Below are 25,891 nucleotides of genomic sequence, written 5' to 3'. Positions count from 1 at the left end.
GCTTTTCGGGTAGGGAGGCGCAGCGACAAATCTTTATAATCTAGTGGAGCCAGTTCGCCGTGCCGATCGACATCGATCCCTTTCACGCCATCGCCATCAGCCGTCTCGCGCATCGCATGCGCGCCGAGGGACGGTCGGTGATCCATATGGAGTTCGGCCAGCCCTCGACCGGTGCCCCGGCGGCGGCGATCGAGGCGGCGCACCGCATCCTCGACGCCGACGGCATGGGCTATTGGGAAAGTCCGGACCTCAAGGCGCGTATCGCGGCCCATTATGGCGAAACCTATGGCGTCGCCGTCAATCCGGAACAGATCATCCTCACCTGCGGCGCCTCGCCCGCCTTCGTCCTTGCCCTCTCGTGCCTGTTTTCGCCCGGCGCCCGCGTTGCGCTCGCGCGCCCCGGCTATGTCGCCTATCGAAATACGCTCAAGGCGCTTCACCTCGTGCCGGTCGAGCTCGCGTGCGGCGAAGCCGAACGGTTCCAGATCACGGCCGATGCGATCGAGCGTCTCGAGCCCGCGCCCGATGGGCTGATCGTCGCGAGCCCCGCCAACCCGACCGGCACCATCATCCCGCCGGACGAGCTTCGGGCGCTGGCCGAGGTCTGCAAGCGCCGCGGCATCGCGCTTGTATCCGACGAAATCTATCACGGGCTCAGCTACACGCTTCCCGCCGACACCATGTTGCAGCATGCGCCCGACGCGCTGATCGTCAACAGCTTCTCCAAATATTTCAGCATGGCGGGCTGGCGCCTTGGATGGCTTGTCGTTCCGGAGGCACTGATCGACGCCGCCCGCGCCCGAATGGGCAATCTGTTCCTGACGCCCCCCTCGCTCGCCCAACACGCCGGGCTGATCGCGTTCGATTGCCGCGACGAACTCGAAGGCCATATCCAGACCTATGCGCGCAATCGCGAACTGCTGCTCAAAGCGCTCCCGGCAATGGGCCTGCGGCGGATCGCGCCGCCCGATGGTGCCTTCTATATCTATGCCGATGTCGGTCATCTCACGGATGACAGCCTCTCCTTCTGCGAGGAATTGCTGCGCGATACGGGCGTGGCCATCGCGCCCGGGCTGGATTTCGATCCGGTCGACGGCAAGGGCTTCATCCGCATCAGCTTCGCCGTCTCCACCGATCAGGTCGAAGAAGCGATCCGGCGCATCGAGCCATGGCTGAAGGCCAAAGCGACTATCGCCGTGGGCGCCCGGATCGAATAAGCATGTTGCTGAACCGACATCGGGTTGGCACCATCTGCCCGATCGGTTGAGGAGCAGACCATGGAGCGGATCGAAACCGAAGCGTCGGGCGGCTGCCAGTGCGGCGCGGTGCGCTATCATGTCACCGCGGTGCTCGACACGTCGCATATCTGCCATTGCCGCATGTGCCAGAAGGCAGCGGGCAATTTCTTCATCGCCTTGATCGGCGTCCCGCGCGACGCGATCAGCTGGACGCGGGGAGAGCCCGCCACCTTCAACAGCTCGGACAAGGCCGCGCGCGGTTTCTGCCGCGACTGCGGGACGCCGCTCACTTATGACTATGCCGAGAGCAGGCATATCAACCTGACGACCGGCTCGTTCGACGATCCGTCGGCCTTCCCGCCGCGTGTCCAGTTCGGGCTCGAAGGCCAACTGCCCTTGTTCGAGGATCTGCCGATCAAGGCCGAAGGCACGACCGAGGAAACGATGGCCGCCTATGTCGGCGCGATCAAGGCGAGCAATCACCAGCATCCCGACCACGACACCGACCGCTGGCCCGCCTGACCTTTACGACGGGAGTGCGCCGATCGCCGCGCTGGGCGTCAGGCCAAAGGTTTCGCGAAAGACGCGCGACAGATGCGCGGTGTCGGCAAAGCCCGCGTCCATCGCCGCGGTGCGCACGAGTGCGCCCTGCTTCATCTGCTCGGCGGCAAACTGCATCGCCGACCAGCGCTTGAATTCGCGAAAGCTTTGTCCGGTCGCAGCTTTGAATTGGCGCAGCGCCTGCGTGCGTTCCATGCCGAGCCGCAACGCAAGCTCGCCTTGCGGCATCCGCTGCATCGGATCGGCATAGATCGCGCGCACGGCATCCGCGACGCAAGGCGACGGTCCGGCGATAGGAGCGGTCAGCCGTACGCGCAGTTCGCCCGCAGCACCGCTCATACCATCCCGCACCATGCTTGCCAGTTCGGCCAGCTTGCCATCCAGCGCCCGCGCCAACGGAACGTCGAATGGAAAATCCAGCCCGTCGAGATAGAGGATATCCGCGCCGCGCGCTGGCAAGCCGATGCCATGCACGACACCGGGGCGGATCAGCAACATGTCGCCCTCGACCGCCACGCCATTGAGCGTCAGCCGCACCGGCCCGCCGCGCCCCATCAATAACCCCGTCACCGGATTGGCATGCGGCGCAAGCGGGGCATCGACCGGCAGCAGCGAATTCCGAAAAGGGGAGAGCAGGTCGGGCATCGCTGGGATTATCTGCCGGTCAAACGCCGGGCGCAAGCGCCGCTAACGGTCGATCCCCGCGCGCACGAAGGCGCCGTGCATCTCGCGCCCGTTCGGATAGACATCTTTGCGCACCACCTCCCCGGCTGGGTTAAGCGTGACCACGTCGAGCATCCCGACGCGCGCGGCGAAGGGCGCACCAGCCGGTTCGGTGAGCGTCAGCAGCATCGTCCACTCGAACACCCAATGGTCGTCGCCATAGAGCCGCCGCCCCATTTCCATCGTGAAATCGAAGGTTGCGAACAATTGCCGGCAATGCTCGCGCAGCCGCTCGCGCCCCGTCACCGGCTCGGTACCGTCGTGGAGCGCGAAGATCGTGTCCTCCGAATGGAGCGAAGCGATCAGATCGGGATTCCTCGTTTCCCAGCCGACATGATAGCGGTCGAAGAGGGCGGCGACCGAAAGGGAGCGGTCAATTTGTGCGGCGGCGGACATCGGCTTTCTCCCATGACGTTGCAGAAAAGAATAGCGGACCGGCCGGCAAACACGTTGAACAAACGTGCCACCAATTTTCGCTAGCGCGCGGCCCGCCATCTGATAGCCCTGTCACCGGGCAGGGGAGCGCTGGAACATGGCGACACAATCAATCGAAGGTCGGGCTGGCGGAAAAAGGGTGACGTGGATCGTCATCCTGATCGCGCTGTCCGTCCTCCTCAACTATGTCGACCGCGGCGCGATCGGCGTCGCCGCGCCGCTGATGAAGGAGGAGCTGAACCTGTCGGCGACGGGCTTCGGCGTCGCGGTCTCGGCTTTCTTCTGGGTCTATGCCCCCGCCTGCCTGCTCGTCGGCTGGCTCTGCGACCGATTTTGCGTTTACCGCGTCTTTGCGCTCGGCGTCGCGATCTGGGCGATCAGCACCGCGCTGACGGGTTTTATCGGCGGGCTCGCCTCGCTGATCCTGCTGCGCCTGTTCCTTGGGCTCGGCGAGAGCATCGCCTTTCCCGGCAGCAGCAAGATTTTCGCCGCCGAAGTGCCCGTCGAGCGCCGTGGCATCGCCAACGCGTCAGTCTCGGCAGCGATCGCTTTTGGCCCCGCTGTCGGCGTACTCACCGGCGGCGCGATCCTCGGCGAATGGGGGTGGCGGCCGGTCTTCTGGATTTTCGGTGCGGTGACATTGCTGTGGCTCATCCCCTGGCAGATCGCCTCGGCGCCGCTGCGTTCCAAGGGCCTCGCCGCACCCGCGAGCGAACGCGTGTCGATCCGCCGCCTGATCCGCGTGCCGACGCTATGGCGGATGGGGATCGTTCATTTCCTGTCGAACTATGGCTTTTATTTCCTGCTCGCCTGGCTCCCGCTCTATCTCGTCAACACCGCGGGCTATTCGATCGCCGAAATGACGGCGCTGACGACATTGAGTTTCACGATGCAGGGGATCGTCGCGCTCGCGGGCGGCTGGCTGTCCGACCGGATGGTCGCGGGCGGCGCCGACGAGGGCCAGGTGCGCCGCTGGATGATGATCGCGGGACAGCTCGCCATCGGGACGGCAACCGCCGGTATCGCGGTCGCCGACGGTTATGCGATGCTGGCGCTGTGGCTGGCGGTCGCCGGCTTCGGCGCCGGGCTGATCGCGACGAATATCTTTGCCGTCGGCCAGATTTTCGCGGGGCCACGTGCGGCGGGCAGCTGGATCGGGGTTCAGAACGCGCTCGGCAATATTTCGGGTATCGTCGGACCGATTATTACCGGGCTCATCGTCGATTATCTCGGCGGCTACGGCTACGCCTTTGCAACGGCGGCCACATTGTCGCTGATCGGCGCGCTGCTGTGGTGGACGATGATCCCCAAAATCCGCACGCTCGATCTTTAAGCCGCCCGCTCGAGGTCGAGCAGGAACGCCTTCGCCTCGAGCCCGCCCGCAAAGCCGGTCAGCTTGCCATTCGACCCGACGACGCGGTGGCATGGCGCGATGATCGAGATCGGATTGCGGCCATTGGCGGCGCCGACCGCGCGCGATGCGCCGGGCGCACCGAGCTGTTCGGCGATCTCGCCATAGCTGCGCGTCTCGCCGAACGGGATGGCGAGCAAGGCGGCCCATACCCGCTTCTGGAAATCGGTCCCGGCAAAGGACAAAGGCACATCGAAACTGCGGCGTGTCCCGGCGAAATATTCACCCAACTGCTGCTCGGTGTCGAGGAGGACCGGATGATCCGGGTTTTCGATAAGCGCACCGAGGCGCACTCGATCGGGTTTGTCATTCTCCCACAGGATGGCGGCCAAGCCGCGCGCGTCGGCGACGAGGGTCAATTCGCCGACCGGCGACCAGATGGTTTTCGAATAATGGGTCACAAGATTGATCCTTTGGCTGTCATTCGCTGTCGCACTTTGCTGCTGAAATTCATATGGCGGAGGCCGCACGACCGTGCGTCCCGAATCTTGCGTCCAACCTCGATGGAAAGACTGTCATGACCCCCACCGCCACCATCCTCCTCCTCGGTTCGGGCGAACTCGGCCGCGAATTCGTGATTTCGGCGAAGCGGCTCGGCTGCCGCGTAATCGCGTGCGACAGCTACGAAGGCGCGCCCGCGATGCAGGTCGCCGACGGGTCCGAAGTCTTCTCGATGCTCGACGGCGATGCGCTCCGCGCCACGATCGAAAAGCATCGCCCCGATCATATCGTCCCCGAGGTCGAGGCGATCCGTACCGAAATCCTCGCCGAGGTCGAAGCCGAGGGTTTCCATGTCGTCCCCTCGGCGCGCGCCGCGCAGCTGACGATGAACCGCGACGCGATCCGCGACCTTGCCGCGAGCGAGCTGGGCCTGAAAACCTCGACCTTCGAATATGCGACGAGCCGCGAGGAATTGGTCGCAGCGGCGGAACGTATCGGCTTTCCGCTCGTCGTCAAACCCGTGATGTCCTCGTCGGGCAAGGGCCAGAGCACGGTCAAGGACGCCAGCGGGATCGATGCCGCATGGGACTATGCCGCCGCCGGGATGCGCGGCGACCGCCTCCGCGTCATCGCCGAAGCCTTTATCGACTTCGATTATGAAATCACCCTGCTCACCGTCCGTCACAAGGACGGGGTCAGCTTCTGTCCGCCGATCGGCCATCGCCAGGAACGCGGCGATTATCGCGAAAGCTGGCAGCCCGCGGCAATGTCCGACGCCGCGCTCGCTGCGGCGCAGGAAATGGCGACCAAGGTCGTCGATGCGCTCGGCGGCCACGGCATCTTCGGCGTCGAATATTTCGTGAAGGGCGACGAGGTCATCTTCTCCGAACTCTCGCCGCGCCCGCACGACACCGGCATGGTGACATTGATCTCGCAGTCGCTGTCCGAATTCGACCTCCACGCGCGCGCGATTCTCGGCCTGCCGATCCCCGCGATTGCGGTGCCCGACGCGAGCGCAAGCGCGGTGCTGCTCGCCGACCGTGACGCGGCCGATTTTGCGATCACCGGCCTCGCCGATGCGCTGACCCCGCCAAACGCCGACACCGCGGTCGATGCGCGCATCTTCGGCAAGCCAGTCACGCGCCCGTATCGCCGCATGGGCGTCGCGCTGGCCAAAGTCGCGGGCGGGACCACCGACGATGCGCGCGCCGCAGCGGTCGCGGCGGCGAGCAAACTGGCCATCGACTACCGCGACTGACGCGCTAAGCTGGCGCATGGCCAAGTGCCCTGCCCCGTTTCTTCGCTGGTTCGCGATAGCTTTTCTGCTGGCATCGATCGTCGGCGTGCCGTTGATCTTCCAGGAAGAATTTGTTGCGGTAAGCGACCGCGTTCTGGCTGCGGCAGACGAGCGACCTTTCGCGGCGGCGGCGCTGATCGTCGGCGCGCTGACGCTCGATGTCTTCCTGCCGGTACCCAATGGCGTGACCAACACGCTCGCGGGTGCGGCTTTCGGCTTCGCAATCGGCACGCTCGTCATCTGGCTCGGCCTGATGGGCGGCAGCCTTGCGGGTTATGCGCTCGGCCGCTGGGCCGCGCGGCCACTCGCCGAGCGTTTCCTCAGCGCCGACGATCTCGCCCGGGCGCATATACTCGCCGAACGCATCGGCCCGGTCGCGCTGATCCTCTCGCGCCCGGTGCCGTTCCTTTGCGAACTGACCGCGATGGCGGGCGGCATTGCGGCGATGGCGTTCGGACGCTTTGCGATCATCATGGCGCTCGCCAATCTGGGGATCGCGATGCTGTTCGCCGCGATCGGGGCGGCGGCAGTCGAACAGGCTTCGTCCGGACTGCTCCTGCTCGGCGCGGTCGGGCTGCCGCTTTTCGCCTGGCTCGGCTGGCAGGGCGTCGAGCGGTGGTGCGGTGCAAAGAGGAAGAAAGCGGGAACAGCGCCCTAGGCCGCCCGCCTAGTCGCTGCTACATCCGCGCCATGTCCGAGAAGAATCATCTCTATCTGGTCGATGGCTCCAGCTACATCTTCCGCGCCTATCACCGCCTGCCGCCGCTGACGAACCCCAAGGGGGTGCCCGTGGGCGCGGTCTATGGCTACACGACGATGCTGTGGAAGCTCGCCAAGGACCTGCACGACGCCGACGGGCCGACGCACCTCGCGGTGATCCTCGATCATAGCAGCCAGTCGTTCCGCAACGAGATTTACGACCAGTATAAGGCGAACCGGCCCGAGCCGCCGGAGGATCTGCGCCCGCAATTCCCGCTGATCCGCGACGCGACGCGCGCCTTCTCGCTGCCGTGCATCGAGATGGAAGGTTTCGAGGCGGACGACCTGATCGCCTCCTACGCCGAAGCCGCGGTGCGCGAAGGCTGGGACGTCACGATCGTGTCGTCCGACAAGGATCTGATGCAGCTCATCCGCGAGCCTGCCGAAGGCCCGCAGGTCGACATGCTCGACACGATGAAGAATGTCCGCCTCGGGCTGGAAGCGGTGAACGAGAAGTTCGGCGTTACGCCCGATCTCGTCGGCGACGTCCTCGCGCTGATGGGCGACAGCGTCGACAATGTTCCGGGCGTGCGCGGCGTCGGGCCGAAGACGGCGACCAAGCTGATCCAGGAATATGGCAACCTCACCGCCGCGCTCGATGGCGCGGAGGGCATGAAGGCGTCGAAGCTGCGCGACAATCTGATCGAGCATCGCGCGATGGCCGAACTGTCGCGCATCCTCGTCGACCTCAAGCGCGACGTTGCGTTGCCCGACGCGCTCGATACGCTCAAACTCGGTGCGATCCCGCCGCTTCCGCTCAAGACCTTCCTCGACGAACATGGCTTCCGCTCGCTGTCGGCGAAGCTCGACCTTGGCGCGACCCCCGGTGGCCCGCCGACCTTCCCGCGCGCGAACGCTGCGCCGGTTGCAGCGCCCGCCGGGCCGTCGACCCCGACGCTGCCCGCGATGCCGCCCATCGACCGGGCGGCGTATGAATGCGTGACGACGGTCGAAGCGCTCGATCGCTGGATCGCTGAAGCGCATGCCGCGCATGTCGTCGGGATCGACACCGAAACCGCGACCCTCGACAGCGTCACCGGCCGTCTCGTCGGGGTCAGTATGGCGACCGCGCCGGGCCGCGCCTGCTATATCCCGCTCGGCCATGGCGGCACCGACATGTTTGCCGAAAAGCCCGAGCAGATCGCGATGGATGTCGCGATCGGGCGCCTGCACGCACTGTTCGCCGACGATGCGGTGCTCAAGGTCGGACATAATCTGAAGTACGACATCGGCGTGCTCGCGCAGCATGGCGTTACCGTCGCGCCCTATGACGATACGCTGGTGATGAGCTTTGCGCTCGATGCGGGCAAGCATCAGCACGGGCTCGACGAGCTGGCGAAGCTCCATCTCGATCACACCTGCCTGACCTTCAAGGAAATGTGCGGCACGGGCAAATCGCAGATCAGCTTTGCCGAGGTGCCGCTCGATCGCGCAACGCAATATGCCGCCGAGGATGCCGACGTCGCGCTGCGCCTGTGGAAGCTGCTCAAGCTGCGCCTCCCGGTCGAGGGCGGGACGCGCGTCTACGAGATGGTCGACCGCCCGCTCGCCTCGATCGTCGAAGGGATGGAGCGCGCCGGGATCATGGTCGACCGCGAATATCTCGCGCGCCTGTCGGGCGAATTCGCGACCGAGATGCTGCGCATCGAGGGTGAAGTGCACGAACTTGCCGGCCAACCTTTCGCGATCGGCAGCCCCAAGCAGCTCGGCGAAATCCTGTTCGACAAGCTGGGCCTCAAGGGTGGCCGCAAGGGCAAGTCGGGCGACTGGTCGACCGACCAGAGCGAGCTTGAACGATTGGAACGTGACGGTGTGCCGATCGCGCGCAAGATATTGGAGTGGCGCCAGCTTTCGAAGCTGAAGTCGACCTATACCGACGCGCTGCAGCAACAGATCAATGCGACGACCGGCCGCGTCCACACGAGCTACAGCCTCGTCGGCGCACAAACCGGGCGCCTGTCGTCGACCGATCCGAACCTGCAGAATATCCCGATCCGCACCGAAACCGGCCGCCAGATCCGCGACGCCTTCATCGCCGCGCCGGGCCATGTCATCGTCGCGGCCGACTATAGCCAGATCGAACTCCGGCTCGCGGCGCATATGGCCGATGTTCCGGAACTGAAGGAAGCCTTTGCGCGCGGCGACGACATCCACAGCGCGACCGCGATCGAATTGTTCGGCGAGGTCAACCGCGACACGCGCGGCAAGGCGAAGACGGTCAATTTCTCGATCCTCTACGGAATTTCGCGCTGGGGCCTCGCGGGCCGGCTCGAGGTGACGCCCGACGAGGCGCAGGCGTTGATCGCGCGCTATTTCGAACGCTTTCCCGGGATTTCGGACTATATTACCGATACGCTCGAAAGCGCGCGTGCCAAGGGTTACACCGAGACGCTGTTCGGCCGCAAAACCTGGTTCCCGCGCATCAAGGCGGCGAACCAGAACGAACGCGCGGGCAGTGAGCGCGCTGCGATCAACGCGCCGATCCAGGGCACCAGCGCCGATCTGATCAAGCGCGCGATGGCGCGGATGCCGAAAGCGCTTGCGGACGCCGGGCTCTCCGATGTCCGTATGCTGCTCCAGGTCCACGACGAACTCGTGTTCGAGGCGCCCGAGGACAAGGCCGAGGCTGCGGGCGTGGTGATCCGCGCGGTGATGTCGGGCGCCGCCGAACCCGCGCTCACCCTGTCGGTGCCGCTCGAGGTCGAGGTCGGTGTGGGCAAGAGCTGGGGCGAAGCGCATTGATCGCCGCCCTGCTGTTCGTCGCGGCACTCGCCGCCGATCCCGCCCCCGCGCCTCCGGCTGTTGCGACCAGCGCTTCGTCGCCGGTCGCCGACACCGATCTGCGTGAATTCGCCGCGATCGCCGGCCGCAAGGTCGTGGGCCGCGCAGTCGGTGGCCCCTATGCGAACGCCGACAAAGTGCTTCTGATCGCCCGCGACGACAAAGGCTATCCGGTCGTGGCCGCCAGCATCGGCTTTCCCGTCCGCCAATCGCTTCCTGCGCCGCCCGCGACGACGCTTGCGGTCATCCGCATTCACCAGCGGTACGAAACCACCCTACCCGGCCCAACCCCGGACGATCTCGCCTTTGTCGCCGCGAACAAGCTGCCTTTGTTCGTCATCGGCGAATGGGCGCGCCCCGCACCGATGTGGGAGGTTGCATGGGTCGACGACGCGGTGCGCTATCGCGCGGTCGGCGATGTCGGCGAAATCGGTCCTTGGCAGGACTAAACGCGGCTAGCGCTACGCGGCGCCAAAGCGATTGGGACCGGCGGTGCCCGCGCGCGCCAGATCGATCAGGAGCCCCAGCAGCAGCAAGCCGCCGGCAACCGCCAGCCAGTCGGACCCGCCCGGCGGGACGTTGGCCTTAACCGCCCATTCGAACATCGCGCCGGGATCGGGGGCGGGGTGCCGCTCCATCTCCGCGAGCATCGCGGGCATACGCTTGGCGGCCGCAGCCATACGTTCGGCCTGCCCCAATCCCGTCGCAAACAGGCCAAGCGGCAGGATCAGTGCCCACCATCCCGCGCGTCCCCGGTCGTGCAGGCGCCGCACCGCCGCGGTCAACAGCAGCAGTGCGCCGAGCAGGTACAGGCCGATGTTCACATAGGCGGAGGTGATCATGCCGCGCATCTGGGCTTCGAAAATCTCCCTGTTCCCCGCACTGCCGGATGCTGCCGCCATATCGCCCAGCGACGGAAAGGTCAGCACGATCTGCGTCGCGAACTGGATGACGATCAGCGGGCCGAAAACCAGCGCGCCGAATGTCCAGAATTGCGTGCGGCTGTCGCGGCCATGCGTTTGAAACAAGCCGCCAAAACCATGCCGCGCAATATGATTGATCGAAAATTCGGCCATGATCCCCCGCCCCCGGTTGGCAATCGCGCGAGCATATCAATGCCGCCGCGCAGTGCCAAATGCCGACCGTCCCAATCTGGCGACAAGGCCGGGCACATACGGGCGCGAAAGAGACTCAAGCAGGACTGACCGCCGCTTTCGTGCGCCGCACCGACCGCGCTGCCCTTTCGCAACCGTGACTTTGCCTCTATGACGCCGCGATGACATCCGGCCGGCACTTTTGTGACAGTCGGCAACAAAGGATTCTCATGAGCAAGTTCGAACCAGTCGCCAAGGCGCCGGTCCGCATCCAGCAAAACATCCTGGCGCGCAGCGAACGTCGTCTTCTCAACTGGTTATGCGCGCGCCTTCCGGGATGGGTCACCCCCGACCAGCTCACGACGCTCGGCTTTGCCGGCGCCGTGCTTGTCGCCGCGGGCTACCTGCTCAGCTGGTTCGACAGCGAATGGCTCGGCCTTTCGCTCCTCGGCTATATCGTCAACTGGTTCGGCGATTCGCTCGACGGCAGCCTCGCGCGCTGGCGCGGCATCGAGCGTCCTAACTATGGCTATTTCGTCGACCATAGCGTCGATGCGCTCGCGACATTGCTGATGATCAGCGCGATCGGCATGAGCCCCTATATGCGGCTCGACGTCGCGCTGATGGCAGTGATCGGTTATTTCCTGCTGTCGATCCACACTTTCATCGCCGCCAAGATCCTCGGCGAATTCCGCCTGTCCTACATGGCGGGCGGGCCGACCGAACTACGGTTGATGCTGATGGCGATGACGATTTCGATGCCGATTATCGGCGGCGGCGATATCCGCGGCACCAATTTCTCGGCCTTCGACCTGTTCGCGCTCGTCGTCGCCAGTATCCTCGTCACGCTGTTCATCGTCCAGACGTCGGCCACCGCACGGATGCTTCGCCGTCGCGGCGGCTGACAGGGTTAAGGCCTTACCCGCGCCTGCGCGTAGGTGCCGAGCAAGCGCAGCGACTTGGTTTGGAAGTCCAGTTCTTCCAGCGCGCGATCGATTCTTTCCTCACCCGGCGCACCGACGATGTCGGCGTAAAATTGCGTCGCGGCAAAGCTGCCGCCGGTCTGATAGCTTTCGAGCTTGGTCATATTGACGCCGTTGGTCGCAAAGCCGCCGAGCGCCTTGTAGAGCGCGGCGGGAATATTCTTCACCTCGAACATGAAGGTCGTCATCACCGGCCCTTCAATGGCCGAGAAATCGGGCAGCGGTTCGCGGGCCAGCACGACGAAGCGCGTCATATTATGATCGGCGTCTTCCATCCCCGTACCGTGGAGCGTCAGCCCGTAAAGTTCGGCGGCGTGCGGCGGCGCGAGCGCGGCAAGGCCCACCTCGTCGCTGTCCGCGACCCAGGCGGCGGCGCCCGCGGTGTCGCTATGCGCGACGGGCGCAATATTGTTTTTGCGCAGCCAGTGACGGCATTGCCCCAGCGCCTGCTCGTGGCTCATCGCGCGCGTGACCGGACCAAGGTCGCGGCTCATCAGGCCGTAACGGATCGGCAGGAAATGTTCGCCGACGATGGACAGGCCGGATTCGGGAAGCAGGAAATGGATGTCGGCGACGCGGCCATGCAGGCTGTTTTCAATGGGGATGATCGCACGGTCGACGCGGCCATCGCGTACCGCGTCGATCGCATCCTGAAACGCATAGCAAGGCATCGGCAGTGAGCTCGGATCATATTCGCGTGCGGCGAGGTCGCTGTTCGCGCCCGGCGCGCCCTGAAACGCCAGCCCGCGCGCGGGTTCGGCGAGCGCCGCTTCGCGCATTTCGTCGACCAGATGTTGTGCCGAAGCCGAATAACTGCCCATGATTGCCTTCCAAGCTGGAACCGCGGCGCATAGCGACCCTGCCGCGGCCGTGCAACCGGCGCGCTCATCGCGGTCGTCGCGCGATTTCATCCCCTTGCGCCGCCGTCGCCGCGCCAGTAAGGGAGCGTCCAAATCAAATATGCGCCCGGCGAGCGGGCGCCCGTAAACGGGGCTGCTAGAGCATGGACAATCGCAACAATACTATTGCCGGCTGGGCATTGTTTGCCGGCATTTGCGCGCTGGGCCTGACCATCGGGTCGCAGATGTTGTTTGCCAGCCACAACCCCGAAAAGCCCGGCTATCCGATCGAAGACGCCGAAGCTGGCGCCGGTGGCGGCGAATCGGCCGTGCCCCTTCCCAACCTGCTTGCCGCCGCCGACCCGGCGAAGGGCGAGGCGGTGTTCGCGAAATGCGCGGCCTGCCACACGATCAACTCGGGCGGCGCCAACGGCATCGGCCCGAATCTGTTCGGCACGATGGGCGAGGAAATCGGCCATGGTAAGCATGGCTTCGCCTTCTCGGCCGCGCTGTCGGGCATGGGCGGAAGCTGGGACTTCGAAAAGATGAACGCGTGGCTGACCAGCCCGCGCAAGTTCGCGCCGGGGACCAAAATGTCGTTCGCGGGCCTGTCGAGCCCCGAAGATCGCGCGAACCTGATCGTCTATCTGAACGCGCAGGGTTCGAACCTGCCGCTGCCTGCGGCTGAAGCCGCACCGGCAGCCGCCGCCGAAGGCGCGGCCCCGGCCGAGGGTGCCGCCGCGGCACCTGCTGCGGACGCCGCGGCCGCTCCGGCAGCCGGCGCACCCGCCGCTGCTGCCCCTGCCCCGGCCGAAGCCAAGAAATAATGCGCCTCGCGCCCGTCCTGCTGGCGGGCGCGCTGGCGCTCGCCGGTTGCGGCAAAAGCGAAACGTCGGCTGAAGCTCCGGCAACGGGCGAACCCGCCGCCGATACTGTCGCCGTCACCCCCACCGCTGCGATGGGCGAGCAAGTCTTCCGGCGCTGCGTCGCATGTCACACGATCGACAAGGGCGGTGCGAACGGCATCGGCCCCAATCTGCACGGCGTCGTCGGCCGCGCGGTCGCGTCGCACCCCGATTTTTCCTATTCGGGCGCGATGAAGGCGAAAGGCGGCGTCTGGGACGAGGCCGCGCTCAACACCTATCTTGAAGCGCCGATGAAGGCCGTGCCGGGTACGCGCATGGCATTCGCCGGCGTGATCGACGCTGCCGACCGCAAGGCACTGATCCTGTATCTGGAAGAACAGTCGAAATAGTTTCGACACGCCCCGTCGCAACTGCAACAGGGCGCACCGGCGTTCAGTTCGGGTTCTGCACGTTGCCGTAGAAATCCTGGATGATCTGCCACGCCTCTTCGGCGGTTTCGACGAAGTGGAACAGCGACAGGTCGCGCTGGCTGATCACGCCCTCCTCGACCAGCGCATCGAAATTGACGACGCGGGTCCAGAACTCCTCGCTGAACAGCACGATCGGGATCGGCTTGATCTTGCCGGTCTGGATCAGCGTCAGCAGCTCGAATGTCTCGTCGAACGTCCCGAACCCGCCCGGAAACACGCAGACCGCGCGCGCGCGGAGCAGGAAGTGCATCTTGCGCAGCGCGAAATAGTGGAACTGGAAGCTGAGATCGGGGGTGACGTAACGGTTCGGCGCCTGTTCGTGCGGCAGCACGATGTTGAGCCCGACCGATTCCTTGCCCTCGTCATCGGCGCCGCGATTCGCGGCTTCCATGATCGACGGGCCGCCGCCCGAACAGACGACGAAATTGCGGCAGCCATTTTTGTCGGGCGGCACCTGGCTCGCGATCCGTGCCAGCTTGCGCGCTTCCTCATAATATTTGGCTTTGGCCGCGAGCCGCTCGGCGATCCGCTGCTCCTCGGGCGTACGCGCGGCGTCGAGCACCGCCTGCGCCCCCTCGGGCGACGGAATGCGCGCCGAGCCATAGATGACGAGCATCGACTCGATCTTCGCTTCGTCGAGCATCAGCTCGGGTTTGAGCAGCTCGAGCTGGAAACGCACGGGGCGTAAATCCTCGCGCAGCAGGAATTCGGTGTCCTGAAACGCCAGCCGGTAGGCCGGGCTTTGCGTCTGCGGGGTCGATACCGCCTGTTTGGCGAAATGCGCGTCGTCCTTGGCTTTGTGGAAACGCGAGCGATGGGGTTGTTTATCTTCTGCCATTAGGCAGCGGCTACTCTCTTGGCGTGACTTTGCCAAGACGGAGGGTGCTCAGCGGCAGTAGCCGTTGCCGCTCATGTCGAAGTGGAAATGATTATAATGCGCCGCATTGTAATCGGGGCCGAGCACGGTGCCGAAGCGGCGGCAGCCCGATTTGTGCAGCGCGCGGAGGAAGTCCTGCGACGATTTGTCGCCCGTCCAGCCACCATCAAGCATGACGCGGCGTCCGTCGGCGAGCAGGAAGCCCGATACATCGATCGCGTTGGAAAAAGCGTGCTGCGACATCCGGCCCGAACGGCCGCCATAGATATTGCGACAGCTGTAGGTGCCGAAGGTCTCGATCTTTACGACCTCCTGCCCCAGATATTTCCGCGCCGCGGGCTTCACCGCATATTGCACCCATGCCGCAAAATTCTTCGCGAGCGGACAGGTCATCGCGCCGAGCCCCGATACCGGGGTTCCGATGTCGAGCAGCTTCACCGAATCGATCGAGGTGCAGCCGCCGCCATGATCCTGGTTCGGCAGCGGCGTGAAGCGCACGCCCGCCTGTTTGAGGTCGAATGCGCACTGCTGCGCTTCGGCGCTGGTGAAAGAAGGGGTACCGACGACCTGCGGGCGGCTCGGCTTGGTCGTCGTCGATTGTTTGCCGCCGCCATTTTTCATCACGTCGGGAGCGCCGAAACAGGCGGATAGCGCCAGCGCCGCACTGGCGGCGATCAGGATCCGGGGTTTTAAGAACGACGGGATCGGCATGGCGTCAAAATACCGATAAAATGGTTAACAAGCCGTATACCTTTTCCTCCACTCGTCGAAAATTTCGCGCGGTCCATGCAATTTGTTTGACAGTTGCGTGGGCAACCCTAAACGCGGCGCCGGGCCACGCGGTCCCAACGCCGCGCGAGCTCTCTGCAAGGAGAGACTATAATGAGTGAAGTGACGACGCCACAGGTGCGCCCGACGCGCCCCTATTTTTCCTCCGGTCCCTGCGCCAAGCCGCCGGTCTGGTCTCCCGAAAAACTAGCTACCGAATCGCTCGGCCGCTCGCATCGTGCGAAGATCGGCAAGACGCGCCTCGCCCTTTGCATCGACCTGATGCGCGAGATGTTGCAGCTTCCCGACACGCACCGCATCGGCATCGTTCCTGGCTCGGACACCGGCGCCTTCGAAATGGCGATGTGGACGATGCTTGGGCAGCGCCCCGTCACCACGCTGGCGTGGGAGAGCTTCGGTGAAGGCTGGGTCACCGATGCCGCGAAGCAGCTCAAGCTCGACCCGACGGTTATCCGCGCCGATTACGGCCAGCTTCCCGACCTCAGCCAGGTCGACTGGTCGAACGATGTCCTCTTCACCTGGAACGGCACCACCAGCGGCGTTCGCGTCCCGAACGGCGACTGGATCGCCGACGACCGCGAAGGCCTGAGCTTCGCCGACGCGACTTCGGCCGTGTTCGCCTACGACCTGCCGTGGGACAAGATCGACGTCGCGACCTTCAGCTGGCAGAAAGTGCTCGGCGGCGAAGGCGGCCATGGCGTGCTGATCCTCGGCCCGCGCGCGGTCGAACGGCTCGAAAGCTACACCCCCGCCTGGCCGCTACCGAAGGTCTTCCGCCTCGTCAGCAAGGGCGCGCTCGCCGAGGGCGTGTTCAAGGGCGAGACGATCAACACCCCCTCGATGCTCGCGGTCGAGGATGCGATCTTCGCGCTCGAATGGGCGAAGTCGCTTGGCGGCCTTGAAGGCCTGAAGGCACGCAGCGATGCGAACGCTGCCGCGCTCGACAAGGTCGTTGCGGACCGCGACTGGCTCAGCCACCTCGCCGCCGATCCCGCCAGCCGGTCGAAGACTTCGGTTTGCCTGTCGGTTGCAGGTGCGGACGAGGGCTTCATCAAGAAGTTCGCCGGGCTGCTCGAAGCCGAAGGCGCGGCCTATGACATCGCGGGCTATCGCGACGCGCCTCCGGGCCTGCGTATCTGGTGCGGTGCAACCGTCGACACCGCCGATATCGAAGCGCTCGGCCCCTGGCTCGACTGGGCCTACGCCAGCCTTTCGGCCTGACCTTTGTGAACCCCGGCGCAAGCCGGGGCCATTTCCCCATTCCGCCACAGATCCCGGCCATCGCCGGGATATGGAGACATAAAATGACCGCACCCAAAGTCCTCATCAGCGACAAGATGGACCCCAAAGCCGCCGCGATCTTCAAAGAACGCGGCATCGACGTCGATGTCATCACCGGCAAGACCAAGGACGAGCTGATCGCGATGATCGGCGCCTATGACGGCCTCGCGATCCGCTCGGCCACCAAGGTCACCGCCGACGTGCTCGCCGCCGCGACGAACCTCAAGGTCGTCGGCCGCGCCGGGATCGGCGTCGACAATGTCGACATTCCCGAGGCGTCGAAGAAGGGCGTCATCGTGATGAACACGCCCTTCGGCAACAGCATCACCACCGCCGAACATGCGATCGCGATGATGTTCGCCCTCGCCCGCCAGATCCCCGAAGCGAACGCCGGGACGCAGGCGGGCAAATGGCCGAAGAACGACTTCATGGGCGTCGAGCTCACGTCGAAGACGCTCGGCCTGATCGGCTGCGGCAACATCGGCAGCATCGTCGCCGAGCGTGCGCTGGGCCTGCGCATGAAGGTCGTTGCCTTCGACCCCTTCCTGACCCCCGAGCGCGCGATCGAACTCGGCGTCGAAAAGGCCGATCTCGACACCTTGCTCGCCAAGGCCGATTTCATCACGCTGCACACGCCGCTCACCGACCAGACGCGCAATATCCTGTCGGCCGAGAATATCGCCAAGGCCAAGAAGGGCGTGCGCATCATCAACTGCGCGCGCGGCGGGCTGATCGACGAGGCGGCGCTGAAGGACGCACTCGAAAGCGGCCATGTCGCGGGCGCGGCGCTCGACGTGTTCCAGACCGAGCCCCCGGCGGCCGACCATCCGCTGTTCGGCGCGCCGAACTTCATCTGCACGCCGCACCTCGGCGCGTCGACCGACGAAGCACAGGTCAATGTCGCAATCCAGGTGGCCGAGCAGCTGTCGGACTATCTGCTCACCGGCGGCATCACCAACGCGCTCAACGTCCCCAGCCTGTCGGCCGAGGAAGCGCCGAAGCTGCGCCCCTATATGAGCCTCGCCGAAAAGCTCGGCAGCCTCGTCGGCCAGCTCGCGCACGACAACCTCACCACCATCTCGGTCGAGGTCGAAGGTGCCGCAGCGGAACTCAACCTGAAGCCGATTACCGCCGCGGTGCTGACCGGCCTGATGCGCCGCTATTCGGACAGCGTGAACATGGTCAACGCCCCGCACCTCGCGCGCGAGCGCGGGCTCGACGTGCGCGAAGTGCGCCATGATCGCGACGGCGATTACCACACGCTCGTTCGCGTGACGGTGGCGACCGAACAGGGCGACCGCTCGGTCGCGGGCACGCTGTTCAGCAACGGCGACCCGCGCCTCGTCGAGATGTTCGGGATCAAGGTCGAGGCCGATCTCGACGGCCATATGCTCTACATCGTCAACGAGGACGCGCCGGGCTTCATCGGTCGCATCGGGACCGCGCTCGGCGAAGCGGGCCTCAACATCGGTACCTTCCACCTCGGCCGCCGCGCCGCGGGCGGCGAAGCGGTGCTGCTGCTGAGCCTCGACTCGCCGATGCCCGAACCGCTTCTGTGGCAGCTTTGCCAGCTGCCCGGCGTGAAGACCGTGAAGGGTCTGAAGTTCTAAATCCGCCTCCCAATCCCCGTTCGTGTCGAGCGAAGTCGAGACACCCATCGTCGGTGCATGCATTCACGGCATCTCGACTTCGCTCGATGCGAACGGAATTCAGGATTGTTGACTCTCCTCGACCATCCTAAGGCCTCACGCATGACCAAGGCCCCTGCCCTGCTGCCCGAAGGTTTGCGCGACCGCCTCCCCCGACAGGCGGAGGCCGCGTCGCGCGTCACCCGCGCGCTCGTCGACGCGATGCACGCGCATGGTTATGGCCGCGTCTCGCCGCCGCTCGCCGAATTCCGCGAGACACTCGGCGGCGAGGACGAACGCTCGACACGCGACCTGCTCCGCTTCACCGACCCGGTATCGCAGCGCACCCTCGCGCTGCGCCCCGACATCACGCGGCAGGTCGGCCGCATCGCGACCTCGCTGCTCGCCAAGGCGCCGCGCCCGCTGCGCCTCTGTTACGCCGGACAGGTCGTGAAGCTGCGCGCGAGCCAGCTCCGCCCGGCGCGCGAGATGCTGCAGGTCGGCGCCGAACTGATCGGCAGCGACAGCGTCGCCGCCGCGCGCGAGATCGTCACCGTCGCAATCGACGCACTCGAAGCCGCTGGGATCGGTCCTGTTACCATCGACTTCACGCTGCCCGACGTCGTCGACCTGCTTGCGAACGGCCCGCTCCCGGTCGATGCCGATATCCAGCAGCTCCGCGACGAACTCGATGCCAAGGACGCCGGCGCGCTCACGCGGCTCGGCGCCGAAGCCTATCTGCCCTTGCTCCGCGCCACCGGCCCCTTTGATCAGGCGATTGCCGATCTCCGCGCGTTCGACACGACCGGCGTCCTCACCGCGCGCATCGACGCGCTTGAAGCGATTGCGGCGCCGATCCGCGACCGCGTGACGCTGACGCTCGACCCGACCGAGCGCCACGGCTTCGCCTATCAAAGCTGGTTCGGTTTCCAGATTTTCGTTCCCGGCCAAGGCGACGCCGTCGGCCGCGGCGGCGGCTATTCGATCCCCGTCGGCGAACAGGAAGAATCGGCGGTGGGCTTCTCGCTCTACCCCGATCCGCTGATCGACGCGGGGCTTGGCGCCGAGGATGACGCCGACCGCCGCATCTTCCTGCCGATCGGCCACGATCCCGCGCTCGCTGCGAGCCTCCGCGCCGATGATTGGCAGACGGTCGCGGCACTCTCCGAGGTCGACAATGCGCGCGCGCTAGGCTGCGGCTTCATCCTCGGACCCGACGGACCGGTCGAGGCTTAGAAGTCCGCCCCGCCGAACCGGGCGATACCCTGATTGACCCCCGGCGGGTCGAGCACGGTGACGTCGAGCTCGATGGGTTCGCCGATCCAGTGCGCCAGCGTGGTATGATCGGCAAGGTCGTCATCGGTCAGCGGATGGACCAGCGCGCGCAGCCCCGTCGCCGCGATCAGTGCAACCACGGCATCCTGCGAGCGGGCTAGGAAATGCACCTCATATTGCGCGATCGGATGCGGCCCCACCGGACGGTCGGTCATCGCACCGACAAACAGGATCGCCGGATCCCGACCGAAATCCTCGTGCAGCGCCGCCGCGACGGGGCGCTCGGCCAGGTCATAATAGATATGGGCGTGATAGGGGGCGTCGGGGTTTGTCATCCCCCGTCCCTATCGCAGCAATCAGCGCGCGAACAGTCGTTTCAGCCAGGCGTCGACCGCCGCCGTCGGCGCATAGGATGGATCGCCCAGCCGCCGGTTGATTTCGGCATGCCCCTGCAATCCCTCGCCCGGAAAGCTGCCATGCTCGACGCGGCTGCCGCCGGCCTCCAGCGCAGCGCCGAGCGCCTTCGCCTGCCGCACCCCGTCGGGGCGCTGGACATAGAGGAGCAGGAATTGCGGCGCGTTGGGTGCGGCCGCCTGCGAAGTCGGCGAAAGCGCCTTTTGCCGCGCCAGATCGGTACCGAAAGCTTGGGCATAGGTCTTTTGCATGATCGGCGGCCCGTCCTTCGTCTGCGCGGGCACATCATAGGCCGCGCCATCGATCGGGACGACGCCGGCAATATCGGCGAACGACAATCCGGCGCCCTTCAGATAGCGCTCGTCGGTTCCCACCAAGGCGACCAGATGCGCGCCCGCGCTGTGCCCCATGATCACGATCCGCCGCCGGTCGACGCCTAGTGCGCCCGCGCGATCAACGAGCGCCTTCACCGCGCCTGCGACGTCGGCCGCCTGCTGCTCGACCGTCGCGTCGGGGACCAGACGATAGTTGATCGAAGCAAAGGCATAGCCTTCGTCCGGATAATGCACCGGCTTGTACTGGCCGGTCGCATTGTCCTTGCTGCCCCGCTTCCAGCCGCCGCCATGGACGAAGACGACCAGCGGCGCCGGCGCCTTGACATCCTTCGCGCGCCAGACATCGAGGTTTTGCAGTGCATTGCTGCCATAAGAAATCGTTTCGCCGCCTGGCGCTTTCGGCCCCTCGTCGGCACCCATTCGTTCGGCAATCCGCTCGCGCAGCCGGTCGCGCAGCTTCTCGCGCGCATCGGCAAAGGGTGTCGGCACCGTCACGCTCGCCACGGCAAAGGCCGCCACCGCAGCATATCCAATCCAGTTTCTCTTCGTCATCGCGCGTCTCCGATATCCCGGCACGCCCGATCTCGCCCGCAATTGTCGCAAAATCATCCCGCTTTGGGTTGCCTCTCCGGCCAAATCCGCTAAGGCCGCGCCGGGCCCGCGCTGGTCGTTTTTGGCCCGGTTCAGCAGGACAGCATCATGGCAAATGTTACCGTCATCGGGTCGCAATGGGGCGACGAGGGCAAGGGCAAGATCGTCGACTGGCTCGCCAGCCGCGCCGACGCCGTGGTCCGTTTCCAGGGCGGTCACAATGCCGGCCATACGCTTGTCGTCGGCGAGCAGGTCTACAAGCTGTCGCTGCTTCCGTCGGGTATCGTCACCGGCACGCTGTCGATCATCGGCAACGGCGTCGTGCTCGACCCCTGGGCGCTGCGCGACGAGATCACCAAGCTCCGTGGTCAGGGCGTCGCCATCAATCCCGAGAATTTTGCGATCGCCGACAATTGCGCGCTGATCCTTCCCTTCCACCGCGACCTCGACGCGCTGCGCGAGACCGCCGCGGGCGCGGGCAAGATCGGCACGACGGGCCGCGGCATCGGCCCCGCCTATGAGGACAAGGTCGGCCGCCGCGCGATCCGCGTCTGCGACCTCGCGCACCTCGACAAGCTCGATCCGCAGATCGACCGCCTGACCGCGCATCACGATGCGCTGCGCGCCGGTTTCGGCGAACCGCCGATCGACCGCGAACGCCTGAAGGCCGACCTCGCCGAAATCGCCGACTATGTACTCGAATATGCGCAGCCCGTGTGGAAACGCCTGAAAAAGGTCCGCAAGGCCGGCGCGCGCATCCTGTTCGAGGGCGCACAGGGCGTTCTGCTCGACGTCGATCACGGCACCTATCCTTTCGTCACCAGCTCGAACACGGTCAGCGGCACCGCGGCGTCGGGTTCGGGCCTCGGCCCCAGCGCGGTCGGTTTCGTGCTCGGCATCGCCAAGGCCTATACGACGCGCGTCGGCAGCGGCCCCTTCCCGACCGAGCTCGAGGACGAGATCGGCCAGCGGCTCGGCGAGCGCGGACATGAATTCGGCACCGTCACCGGGCGCAAGCGCCGCTGCGGCTGGTTCGACGCGGTACTCGTACGCCAGAGCTGCGCCGTGTCGGGCGTCACCGGCATCGCGCTCACCAAGCTCGACGTGCTCGACGGCTTCGACACGATCCGAATCTGCACCGGCTATCGCCTTCGCGGCAAGATCCTCGACTATTTCCCGGCGCACGCCGCCGATCAGGCCGAGGTCGAGCCGATTTATGAGGAAATGGACGGCTGGCACGAAACCACGGCGGGCGCGCGCAGCTATGCCGACCTGCCCGCGCAGGCGATCAAATATGTCCAGCGCGTGCAGGAACTGATCGAAACCCCGATCGCACTCGTGTCGACCAGCCCCGAGCGCGAAGACACGATCCTGATCCGCGATCCGTTCAGCGACTGACGCCCGCGGCGGCGACGTCGCGGATCGCCGCGACGAAACCCGCCGGGTCGTCCTCCTGAATGAAATGGCCGCCCTTCAGCGTGCGGTGCGTGACGCGCTGCGCCCCCGGGACACGTCCCGTGAACAGCGCATCACCGCCCCGCGTAATCGGATCGCCGTCTGAAAAGCAGCAGAGAAACGGCTTGTCGAACGTCTCCAGCGCCGCCCAAGCGCGCTTCTGGTCGGGCACCGCGACATTGTCGTCCAGCGGCACGAACGACGGATAGACGCGCGCCGCAACCTTCGACGTACGCGTGGGAAACGGTGCGTCATAGGCCGCGATCTCGGCGGCGCTCAGTTCGCGATTCGCCCCCGCCTTGACGATCTTGCCGATCGGGAAGACCGGGCTGTAGCGCGAGAAGGCGCGCCAGATCGCAAAGGCCCGCGGGGCCGGCTGGCCTTCGGGAAGGCCCCCGTTCGACAGCGCGACCCCGGCGAAGCGTTCGGGCATTTCGGCGACGAGGCGCAGGCCGATCAGCGACCCCCAGTCCTGACAGGCAAGGATCATGTTTTTGAGATCGAGCGCCTCGATCCACTGCCGCATCCACGCGACCTGCGCGGCATAGCTATAGGCGTGGCGGCCCAGCGGCTTGTCCGAGCGACCGAAGCCGATCAGGTCGGGCGCGACGACACGGAAACCCGACGCCGTCGCGGGGCCGATCATATGGCGATAGAGATAGGACCAGGTCGGCTCGCCATGCAGCATCAGCACCGGCTGCGCATCCGCTGCGCCCTCATCGACATAATGGACGCGAAGACCGCCCGCGATCTCGATATATTTCGGCGCATAGGGCCAATCGGGCAGCGCCTCGAAGCGCGCGTCCGGCGTACGGTAAATGGTCATGATGTCGATCCCCCCATGCCCACCTTAACCCGCAGTGCCGCACTGGCAACCTCTTGCCCGATGCCTCCAAAACCTTAGGATTAAGCGATGCGCCTGATCGCCCTCCCAGCCTGCCTGCTCCTCGCCGCGTGCAGCTCGGCGAGTTCGCAGCCTTCCGTGCCCGCGGGCGCCAAGGCCGACCGTCTGCTCGTCGACAAGAGCGAGCGCGTGCTGATCGCCTATGCGGGAAGTCGCGAGATCGTGCGCTACACGAATATCCGCTTCGGCGACGCGCCGACGGGGCACAAGCAGTTCGAGGGCGACGAGCGCACGCCCGAAGGCACATACCGGATCAGCGGGCGCAACCCGAAGAGCGCCTATCATCTCTCGCTGCGCATATCCTATCCGAACGCCGCCGACCGGGCTTTTGCCAAGGCGAAGGGCCGATCGCCCGGCGGCGACATCTTCATCCACGGCCAGCCCAACGCCTGGCCGGGCCCACCGATAGCGCGCGACTGGACCGACGGCTGTATCGCGCTCTCGAATGCCGAGATAAAGCAGCTATGGGATATCGTGCCCGACGGCATCCCGATCACCATTCGACCCTAGGAACCATCATGTCCCGCCACATCCTCGTCTTTTATGGCAGTTACCGCCGCGACCGGCACGGGATCAAGCTCGCCAACTGGCTTGTCGACGCGATCAGGGCGCGCGGGGACAGCGCCGAACTGGTCGACGCGAAAACCGTCGACCTCCCGATGCTCGACCGCATGTACAAGGAATATCCGAAGGGCGAGGCGCCGCCCGCGATGGAGGAACTCGCGGGCAAGATCCGCGCCGCCGACGGCTTCCTGTTCGTCACCGGCGAATATAATTGGGGGCCGCAGCCGGGGCTCAAGAACCTGACCGACCATTATCTCGAGGAATGGTTCTGGCGGCCCGCGGCGATCGCCTGCTACTCGGCCGGATCCTTCGCCGGGGTGCGCGCGATGATGGGATGGCGCGACATTTTGGGCGAAATGGGGATGGCGGTGATTTCGTCGATCCTGCCCGTTGCGCGGATCGGCAAGGCCTTCGACAGCGACGGCCAGCCGGCAGGCGACGAGGGCAAGCAGCTTGAAAGGCTCTTCCCGCGCTTTGCCGACGACCTCAACTGGTGGATCGATGCCGCCAAGGCGCAGCGCGCGAAGGTCGATCCGCCCTATTAACCCGATTTGAGCTCGGCGTTGAGCCGCAGGCTCGCGCGCCAGAAAAAGAAGGCCGGGATCAGGCCGAGCCAAGCCGCTCCGTAAAGGACATAGCGCACACTCTCGACCCCGACCGAGGGTTTGAGCATCTCCGACGCGATGCCGAAGAGCAGCGGGCCGAGCCCGAGCCCGATCAGATTCTGCAGGAACAGCATCACCGCGCTCGCCATCGCGCGCGCCTGCGGGCGGACCAGGCCGTGGACGCACGCAAAGGTGGGGCCGTAGTAGGCTGCGTTGAGGACGGTCGGGATGAACAGCAGCGCGATCGCGATGTGCCATTCGTCGACCCAATAGCCCACGAACAGGATCGGCGCGGCGATCGCCATGCCGACCGCGGGTGTCGTCAGCATATGCCGCCGGTCGACCTTGCCGAAGCGGTCGGCGAGATAACCGCCGAGCCACGTCCCGAAAATGCCCGCGATGCCGAGCGCGACGCCGAGCAGCAGCCCCGTCTCGCCCGGACTGAGGCCATGCGAACGCTGGAACAGGATCAGCGCCCAGACGCCCTTGCCGTAACCGAGGAAGGCGGTGAACGACGAGGCGATCGCGATATAGAGGAAGGCGCGGGTGCCAAAGACCTCCTTGAGCGCGCCGCCAACGCTGAACTCCGCGGCGGGCGCGGGCGAGTCGGCCGGCGCCTTGTGGCGCACCTCCTTGATCATCATCGGCAGGATGAGGGCGAGCAGGATGCCGGGGACGCCGACGACCATGAAGGCGACGCGCCAGCCCCATTGGTCGGCGATCAGGCCGCCGACGATCAGCCCGAGCAGGCTGCCGATCGGGATACCGAGACCGTAAAAGGCAATCGCCGACGCACGCTTCGCAGGCTCGACGCGGTCGGTGATCAGCGAGTGTGCCGCGGGCGTGCACCCCGCCTCGCCCACCCCGACGCCGATCCGCGCGAGCAGCAATTGCGTAAAATTCTGCGCCATGCCGCACAGCACGGTCATGCCCGACCAGACCGCGAGCGAGACCGAGATCAGCCCGATGCGGTTGGTCGAGGGTTTGTCCGCGTAACGTGCGATCGGGATGCCGAGAAAGGTATAGAAGAGCGCAAACGCCAGTCCGGTCAGCAGCCCGATATCGGCGTCCGAAAGCGACAGGTCGCGCGCGATCGGCTCGGCGAGGATGTTGACGATCTGGCGATCGAGGAAATTCAGGATGTAAACCGCGAGCAGCACCCACAGCATCCGCCGGACCGGTGTCGCCGCACTTCCCGCAGGCGCCGTCGCGGCGGCCGCCATCGCGTCATTCTGGCTCATCTTTTTCTCCCGTGCCGGCATGGGAGCAGACAGC

Annotated in this window: 27 protein-coding genes; 16 read left to right on the top strand and 11 right to left on the bottom strand. The window is 65.7% G+C overall.

Annotated elements, in window-relative coordinates; genetic code table 11:
* The first annotated feature begins 59 nt into the window (after positions 1-59).
* Positions 60-1,217 (top strand): aminotransferase class I/II-fold pyridoxal phosphate-dependent enzyme, encoded by a 1,158-nt coding sequence (locus GGC65_RS18820; RefSeq protein WP_192648556.1) that lies wholly within the window; start codon positions 60-62, stop codon positions 1,215-1,217.
* 60 nt (positions 1,218-1,277) lie between these two features.
* The gene (locus GGC65_RS18815; RefSeq protein ID WP_192648555.1) at positions 1,278-1,760 is read left to right on the top strand and encodes a GFA family protein; all 483 of its coding nucleotides are present in this window, start codon (positions 1,278-1,280) and stop codon (positions 1,758-1,760) included.
* Positions 1,761-1,763: 3 nt separating this feature from the next.
* On the opposite strand, the gene GGC65_RS18810 is transcribed toward GGC65_RS18815, so the two are convergent.
* Both GGC65_RS18810 and GGC65_RS18805 read right to left on the bottom strand, forming a co-directional pair.
* A complete protein-coding gene (locus GGC65_RS18810) occupies positions 1,764-2,444 on the bottom strand; it encodes a helix-turn-helix transcriptional regulator (RefSeq protein WP_192648554.1) in 681 nt (226 codons plus the stop codon).
* 42 nt (positions 2,445-2,486) lie between these two features.
* Positions 2,487-2,918: a nuclear transport factor 2 family protein gene (locus tag GGC65_RS18805; RefSeq protein WP_192648553.1), complete on the bottom strand. Its 432-nt coding sequence runs from the start codon at positions 2,916-2,918 to the stop codon at positions 2,487-2,489.
* A gap of 178 nt (positions 2,919-3,096) precedes the next feature.
* On the opposite strand from GGC65_RS18805, the gene GGC65_RS18800 reads away from it, so the two are divergent.
* Positions 3,097-4,290: an MFS transporter gene (locus GGC65_RS18800; RefSeq protein WP_318780193.1), complete on the top strand. Its 1,194-nt coding sequence runs from the start codon at positions 3,097-3,099 to the stop codon at positions 4,288-4,290.
* Here GGC65_RS18800 and GGC65_RS18795 read toward each other — a convergent pair.
* Entirely contained in the window at positions 4,287-4,769 is a 483-nt protein-coding gene (locus GGC65_RS18795; RefSeq protein WP_192648551.1) for a methylated-DNA--[protein]-cysteine S-methyltransferase, read from the bottom strand. The two genes, GGC65_RS18800 and GGC65_RS18795, sit on opposite strands and share 4 nt — an antisense overlap.
* A gap of 116 nt (positions 4,770-4,885) precedes the next feature.
* Here GGC65_RS18795 and purT point away from each other — a divergent pair, with 116 nt between their 5' ends.
* Genes purT through GGC65_RS18775 form a run of 4 tightly spaced genes read left to right on the top strand, consistent with a single transcriptional unit; the run spans position 4,886 to position 10,095 of the window.
* Positions 4,886-6,067, top strand: coding sequence for a formate-dependent phosphoribosylglycinamide formyltransferase (gene purT, locus GGC65_RS18790; protein WP_192648550.1), 1,182 nt, complete (start codon positions 4,886-4,888; stop codon positions 6,065-6,067).
* A gap of 16 nt (positions 6,068-6,083) precedes the next feature.
* Positions 6,084-6,764 (top strand): TVP38/TMEM64 family protein, encoded by a 681-nt coding sequence (locus tag GGC65_RS18785; protein WP_192648549.1) that lies wholly within the window; start codon positions 6,084-6,086, stop codon positions 6,762-6,764.
* 32 nt (positions 6,765-6,796) lie between these two features.
* Positions 6,797-9,607, top strand: a complete 2,811-nt coding sequence (polA, locus tag GGC65_RS18780) for a DNA polymerase I (protein ID WP_192648548.1) — start codon at positions 6,797-6,799, stop codon at positions 9,605-9,607.
* Positions 9,604-10,095, top strand: coding sequence for a hypothetical protein (locus GGC65_RS18775; RefSeq protein ID WP_192648547.1), 492 nt, complete (start codon positions 9,604-9,606; stop codon positions 10,093-10,095). The genes polA and GGC65_RS18775 overlap by 4 nt, the downstream gene beginning before the upstream one ends.
* A 12-nt stretch (positions 10,096-10,107) precedes the next feature.
* Here GGC65_RS18775 and GGC65_RS18770 read toward each other — a convergent pair whose 3' ends face one another.
* Positions 10,108-10,722 carry a DUF805 domain-containing protein gene (locus GGC65_RS18770; RefSeq protein ID WP_192648546.1) on the bottom strand — a complete coding sequence of 205 codons (615 nt, stop codon included), beginning with the start codon at positions 10,720-10,722 and terminating at the stop codon, positions 10,108-10,110.
* A 248-nt stretch (positions 10,723-10,970) separates the two neighbouring features.
* On the opposite strand from GGC65_RS18770, the gene GGC65_RS18765 reads away from it, so the two are divergent.
* Positions 10,971-11,645, top strand: a complete 675-nt coding sequence (locus tag GGC65_RS18765) for a CDP-alcohol phosphatidyltransferase family protein (protein ID WP_192648545.1) — start codon at positions 10,971-10,973, stop codon at positions 11,643-11,645.
* Between the two features lie 5 nt (positions 11,646-11,650).
* Here GGC65_RS18765 and GGC65_RS18760 read toward each other — a convergent pair whose 3' ends face one another.
* Positions 11,651-12,544, bottom strand: a complete 894-nt coding sequence (locus GGC65_RS18760; protein ID WP_192648544.1) for a prephenate dehydratase — start codon at positions 12,542-12,544, stop codon at positions 11,651-11,653.
* A gap of 182 nt (positions 12,545-12,726) precedes the next feature.
* Between GGC65_RS18760 and GGC65_RS18755 the strand changes: the two genes are divergently transcribed.
* Both GGC65_RS18755 and GGC65_RS18750 read left to right on the top strand, forming a co-directional pair.
* A complete protein-coding gene (locus tag GGC65_RS18755) occupies positions 12,727-13,389 on the top strand; it encodes a c-type cytochrome (RefSeq protein ID WP_192648543.1) in 663 nt (220 codons plus the stop codon).
* Positions 13,389-13,817, top strand: a complete 429-nt coding sequence (locus GGC65_RS18750; protein WP_192648542.1) for a c-type cytochrome — start codon at positions 13,389-13,391, stop codon at positions 13,815-13,817. Before GGC65_RS18755 ends, GGC65_RS18750 begins: the two co-directional genes overlap by 1 nt.
* Before the next feature lie 43 nt (positions 13,818-13,860).
* Here the strand turns inward: GGC65_RS18750 and GGC65_RS18745 are convergent, their stop codons facing one another.
* Together GGC65_RS18745 and GGC65_RS18740 are read right to left on the bottom strand one after the other, a co-directional pair.
* Positions 13,861-14,736 carry an LOG family protein gene (locus GGC65_RS18745; RefSeq protein ID WP_192648541.1) on the bottom strand — a complete coding sequence of 292 codons (876 nt, stop codon included), beginning with the start codon at positions 14,734-14,736 and terminating at the stop codon, positions 13,861-13,863.
* 48 nt (positions 14,737-14,784) lie between these two features.
* A complete protein-coding gene (locus tag GGC65_RS18740) occupies positions 14,785-15,486 on the bottom strand; it encodes an extensin family protein (RefSeq protein ID WP_192648540.1) in 702 nt (233 codons plus the stop codon).
* Positions 15,487-15,657: 171 nt separating this feature from the next.
* On the opposite strand from GGC65_RS18740, the gene GGC65_RS18735 reads away from it, so the two are divergent.
* The 3 genes from GGC65_RS18735 (at position 15,658) to GGC65_RS18725 (ending at position 19,709) form a co-directional block, all read left to right on the top strand.
* Complete coding sequence (locus GGC65_RS18735; RefSeq protein WP_192648539.1) at positions 15,658-16,785, top strand: phosphoserine transaminase; 1,128 nt, start codon at positions 15,658-15,660, stop codon at positions 16,783-16,785.
* A gap of 83 nt (positions 16,786-16,868) precedes the next feature.
* Complete coding sequence (serA, locus tag GGC65_RS18730; RefSeq protein ID WP_192648538.1) at positions 16,869-18,455, top strand: phosphoglycerate dehydrogenase; 1,587 nt, start codon at positions 16,869-16,871, stop codon at positions 18,453-18,455.
* 141 nt (positions 18,456-18,596) lie between these two features.
* The gene (locus GGC65_RS18725; protein WP_192648537.1) at positions 18,597-19,709 is read left to right on the top strand and encodes an ATP phosphoribosyltransferase regulatory subunit; all 1,113 of its coding nucleotides are present in this window, start codon (positions 18,597-18,599) and stop codon (positions 19,707-19,709) included.
* On the opposite strand, the gene GGC65_RS18720 is transcribed toward GGC65_RS18725, so the two are convergent.
* The gene (locus tag GGC65_RS18720; RefSeq protein WP_192648536.1) at positions 19,706-20,083 is read right to left on the bottom strand and encodes a DOPA 4,5-dioxygenase family protein; all 378 of its coding nucleotides are present in this window, start codon (positions 20,081-20,083) and stop codon (positions 19,706-19,708) included. The genes GGC65_RS18725 and GGC65_RS18720 overlap by 4 nt on opposite strands.
* Positions 20,084-20,104: 21 nt before the next feature.
* The gene (locus GGC65_RS18715) at positions 20,105-21,049 is read right to left on the bottom strand and encodes an alpha/beta hydrolase (RefSeq protein ID WP_192648535.1); all 945 of its coding nucleotides are present in this window, start codon (positions 21,047-21,049) and stop codon (positions 20,105-20,107) included.
* A 147-nt stretch (positions 21,050-21,196) separates the two neighbouring features.
* Between GGC65_RS18715 and GGC65_RS18710 the strand changes: the two genes are divergently transcribed.
* The gene (locus GGC65_RS18710; protein ID WP_192648534.1) at positions 21,197-22,486 is read left to right on the top strand and encodes an adenylosuccinate synthase; all 1,290 of its coding nucleotides are present in this window, start codon (positions 21,197-21,199) and stop codon (positions 22,484-22,486) included.
* Here GGC65_RS18710 and GGC65_RS18705 read toward each other — a convergent pair.
* The gene (locus GGC65_RS18705; RefSeq protein WP_192648533.1) at positions 22,476-23,369 is read right to left on the bottom strand and encodes a haloalkane dehalogenase; all 894 of its coding nucleotides are present in this window, start codon (positions 23,367-23,369) and stop codon (positions 22,476-22,478) included. The genes GGC65_RS18710 and GGC65_RS18705 overlap by 11 nt on opposite strands.
* An 87-nt stretch (positions 23,370-23,456) precedes the next feature.
* Between GGC65_RS18705 and GGC65_RS18700 the strand changes: the two genes are divergently transcribed.
* Together GGC65_RS18700 and GGC65_RS18695 are read left to right on the top strand one after the other, a co-directional pair.
* Complete coding sequence (locus tag GGC65_RS18700; RefSeq protein ID WP_192648532.1) at positions 23,457-23,957, top strand: L,D-transpeptidase family protein; 501 nt, start codon at positions 23,457-23,459, stop codon at positions 23,955-23,957.
* Between the two features lie 8 nt (positions 23,958-23,965).
* Positions 23,966-24,556 carry an NADPH-dependent FMN reductase gene (locus GGC65_RS18695; RefSeq protein WP_192648531.1) on the top strand — a complete coding sequence of 197 codons (591 nt, stop codon included), beginning with the start codon at positions 23,966-23,968 and terminating at the stop codon, positions 24,554-24,556.
* On the opposite strand, the gene GGC65_RS18690 is transcribed toward GGC65_RS18695, so the two are convergent.
* Positions 24,553-25,857: a spinster family MFS transporter gene (locus GGC65_RS18690; protein ID WP_192648530.1), complete on the bottom strand. Its 1,305-nt coding sequence runs from the start codon at positions 25,855-25,857 to the stop codon at positions 24,553-24,555. The two genes, GGC65_RS18695 and GGC65_RS18690, sit on opposite strands and share 4 nt — an antisense overlap.
* Positions 25,858-25,891 lie beyond the last annotated feature (34 nt).

Origin of the sequence: Sphingopyxis sp. OAS728 (assembly GCF_014873485.1) — a bacterium.
Lineage (GTDB): Bacteria > Pseudomonadota > Alphaproteobacteria > Sphingomonadales > Sphingomonadaceae > Sphingopyxis.
This window is presented reverse-complemented; position numbering and strand designations above follow the sequence as displayed.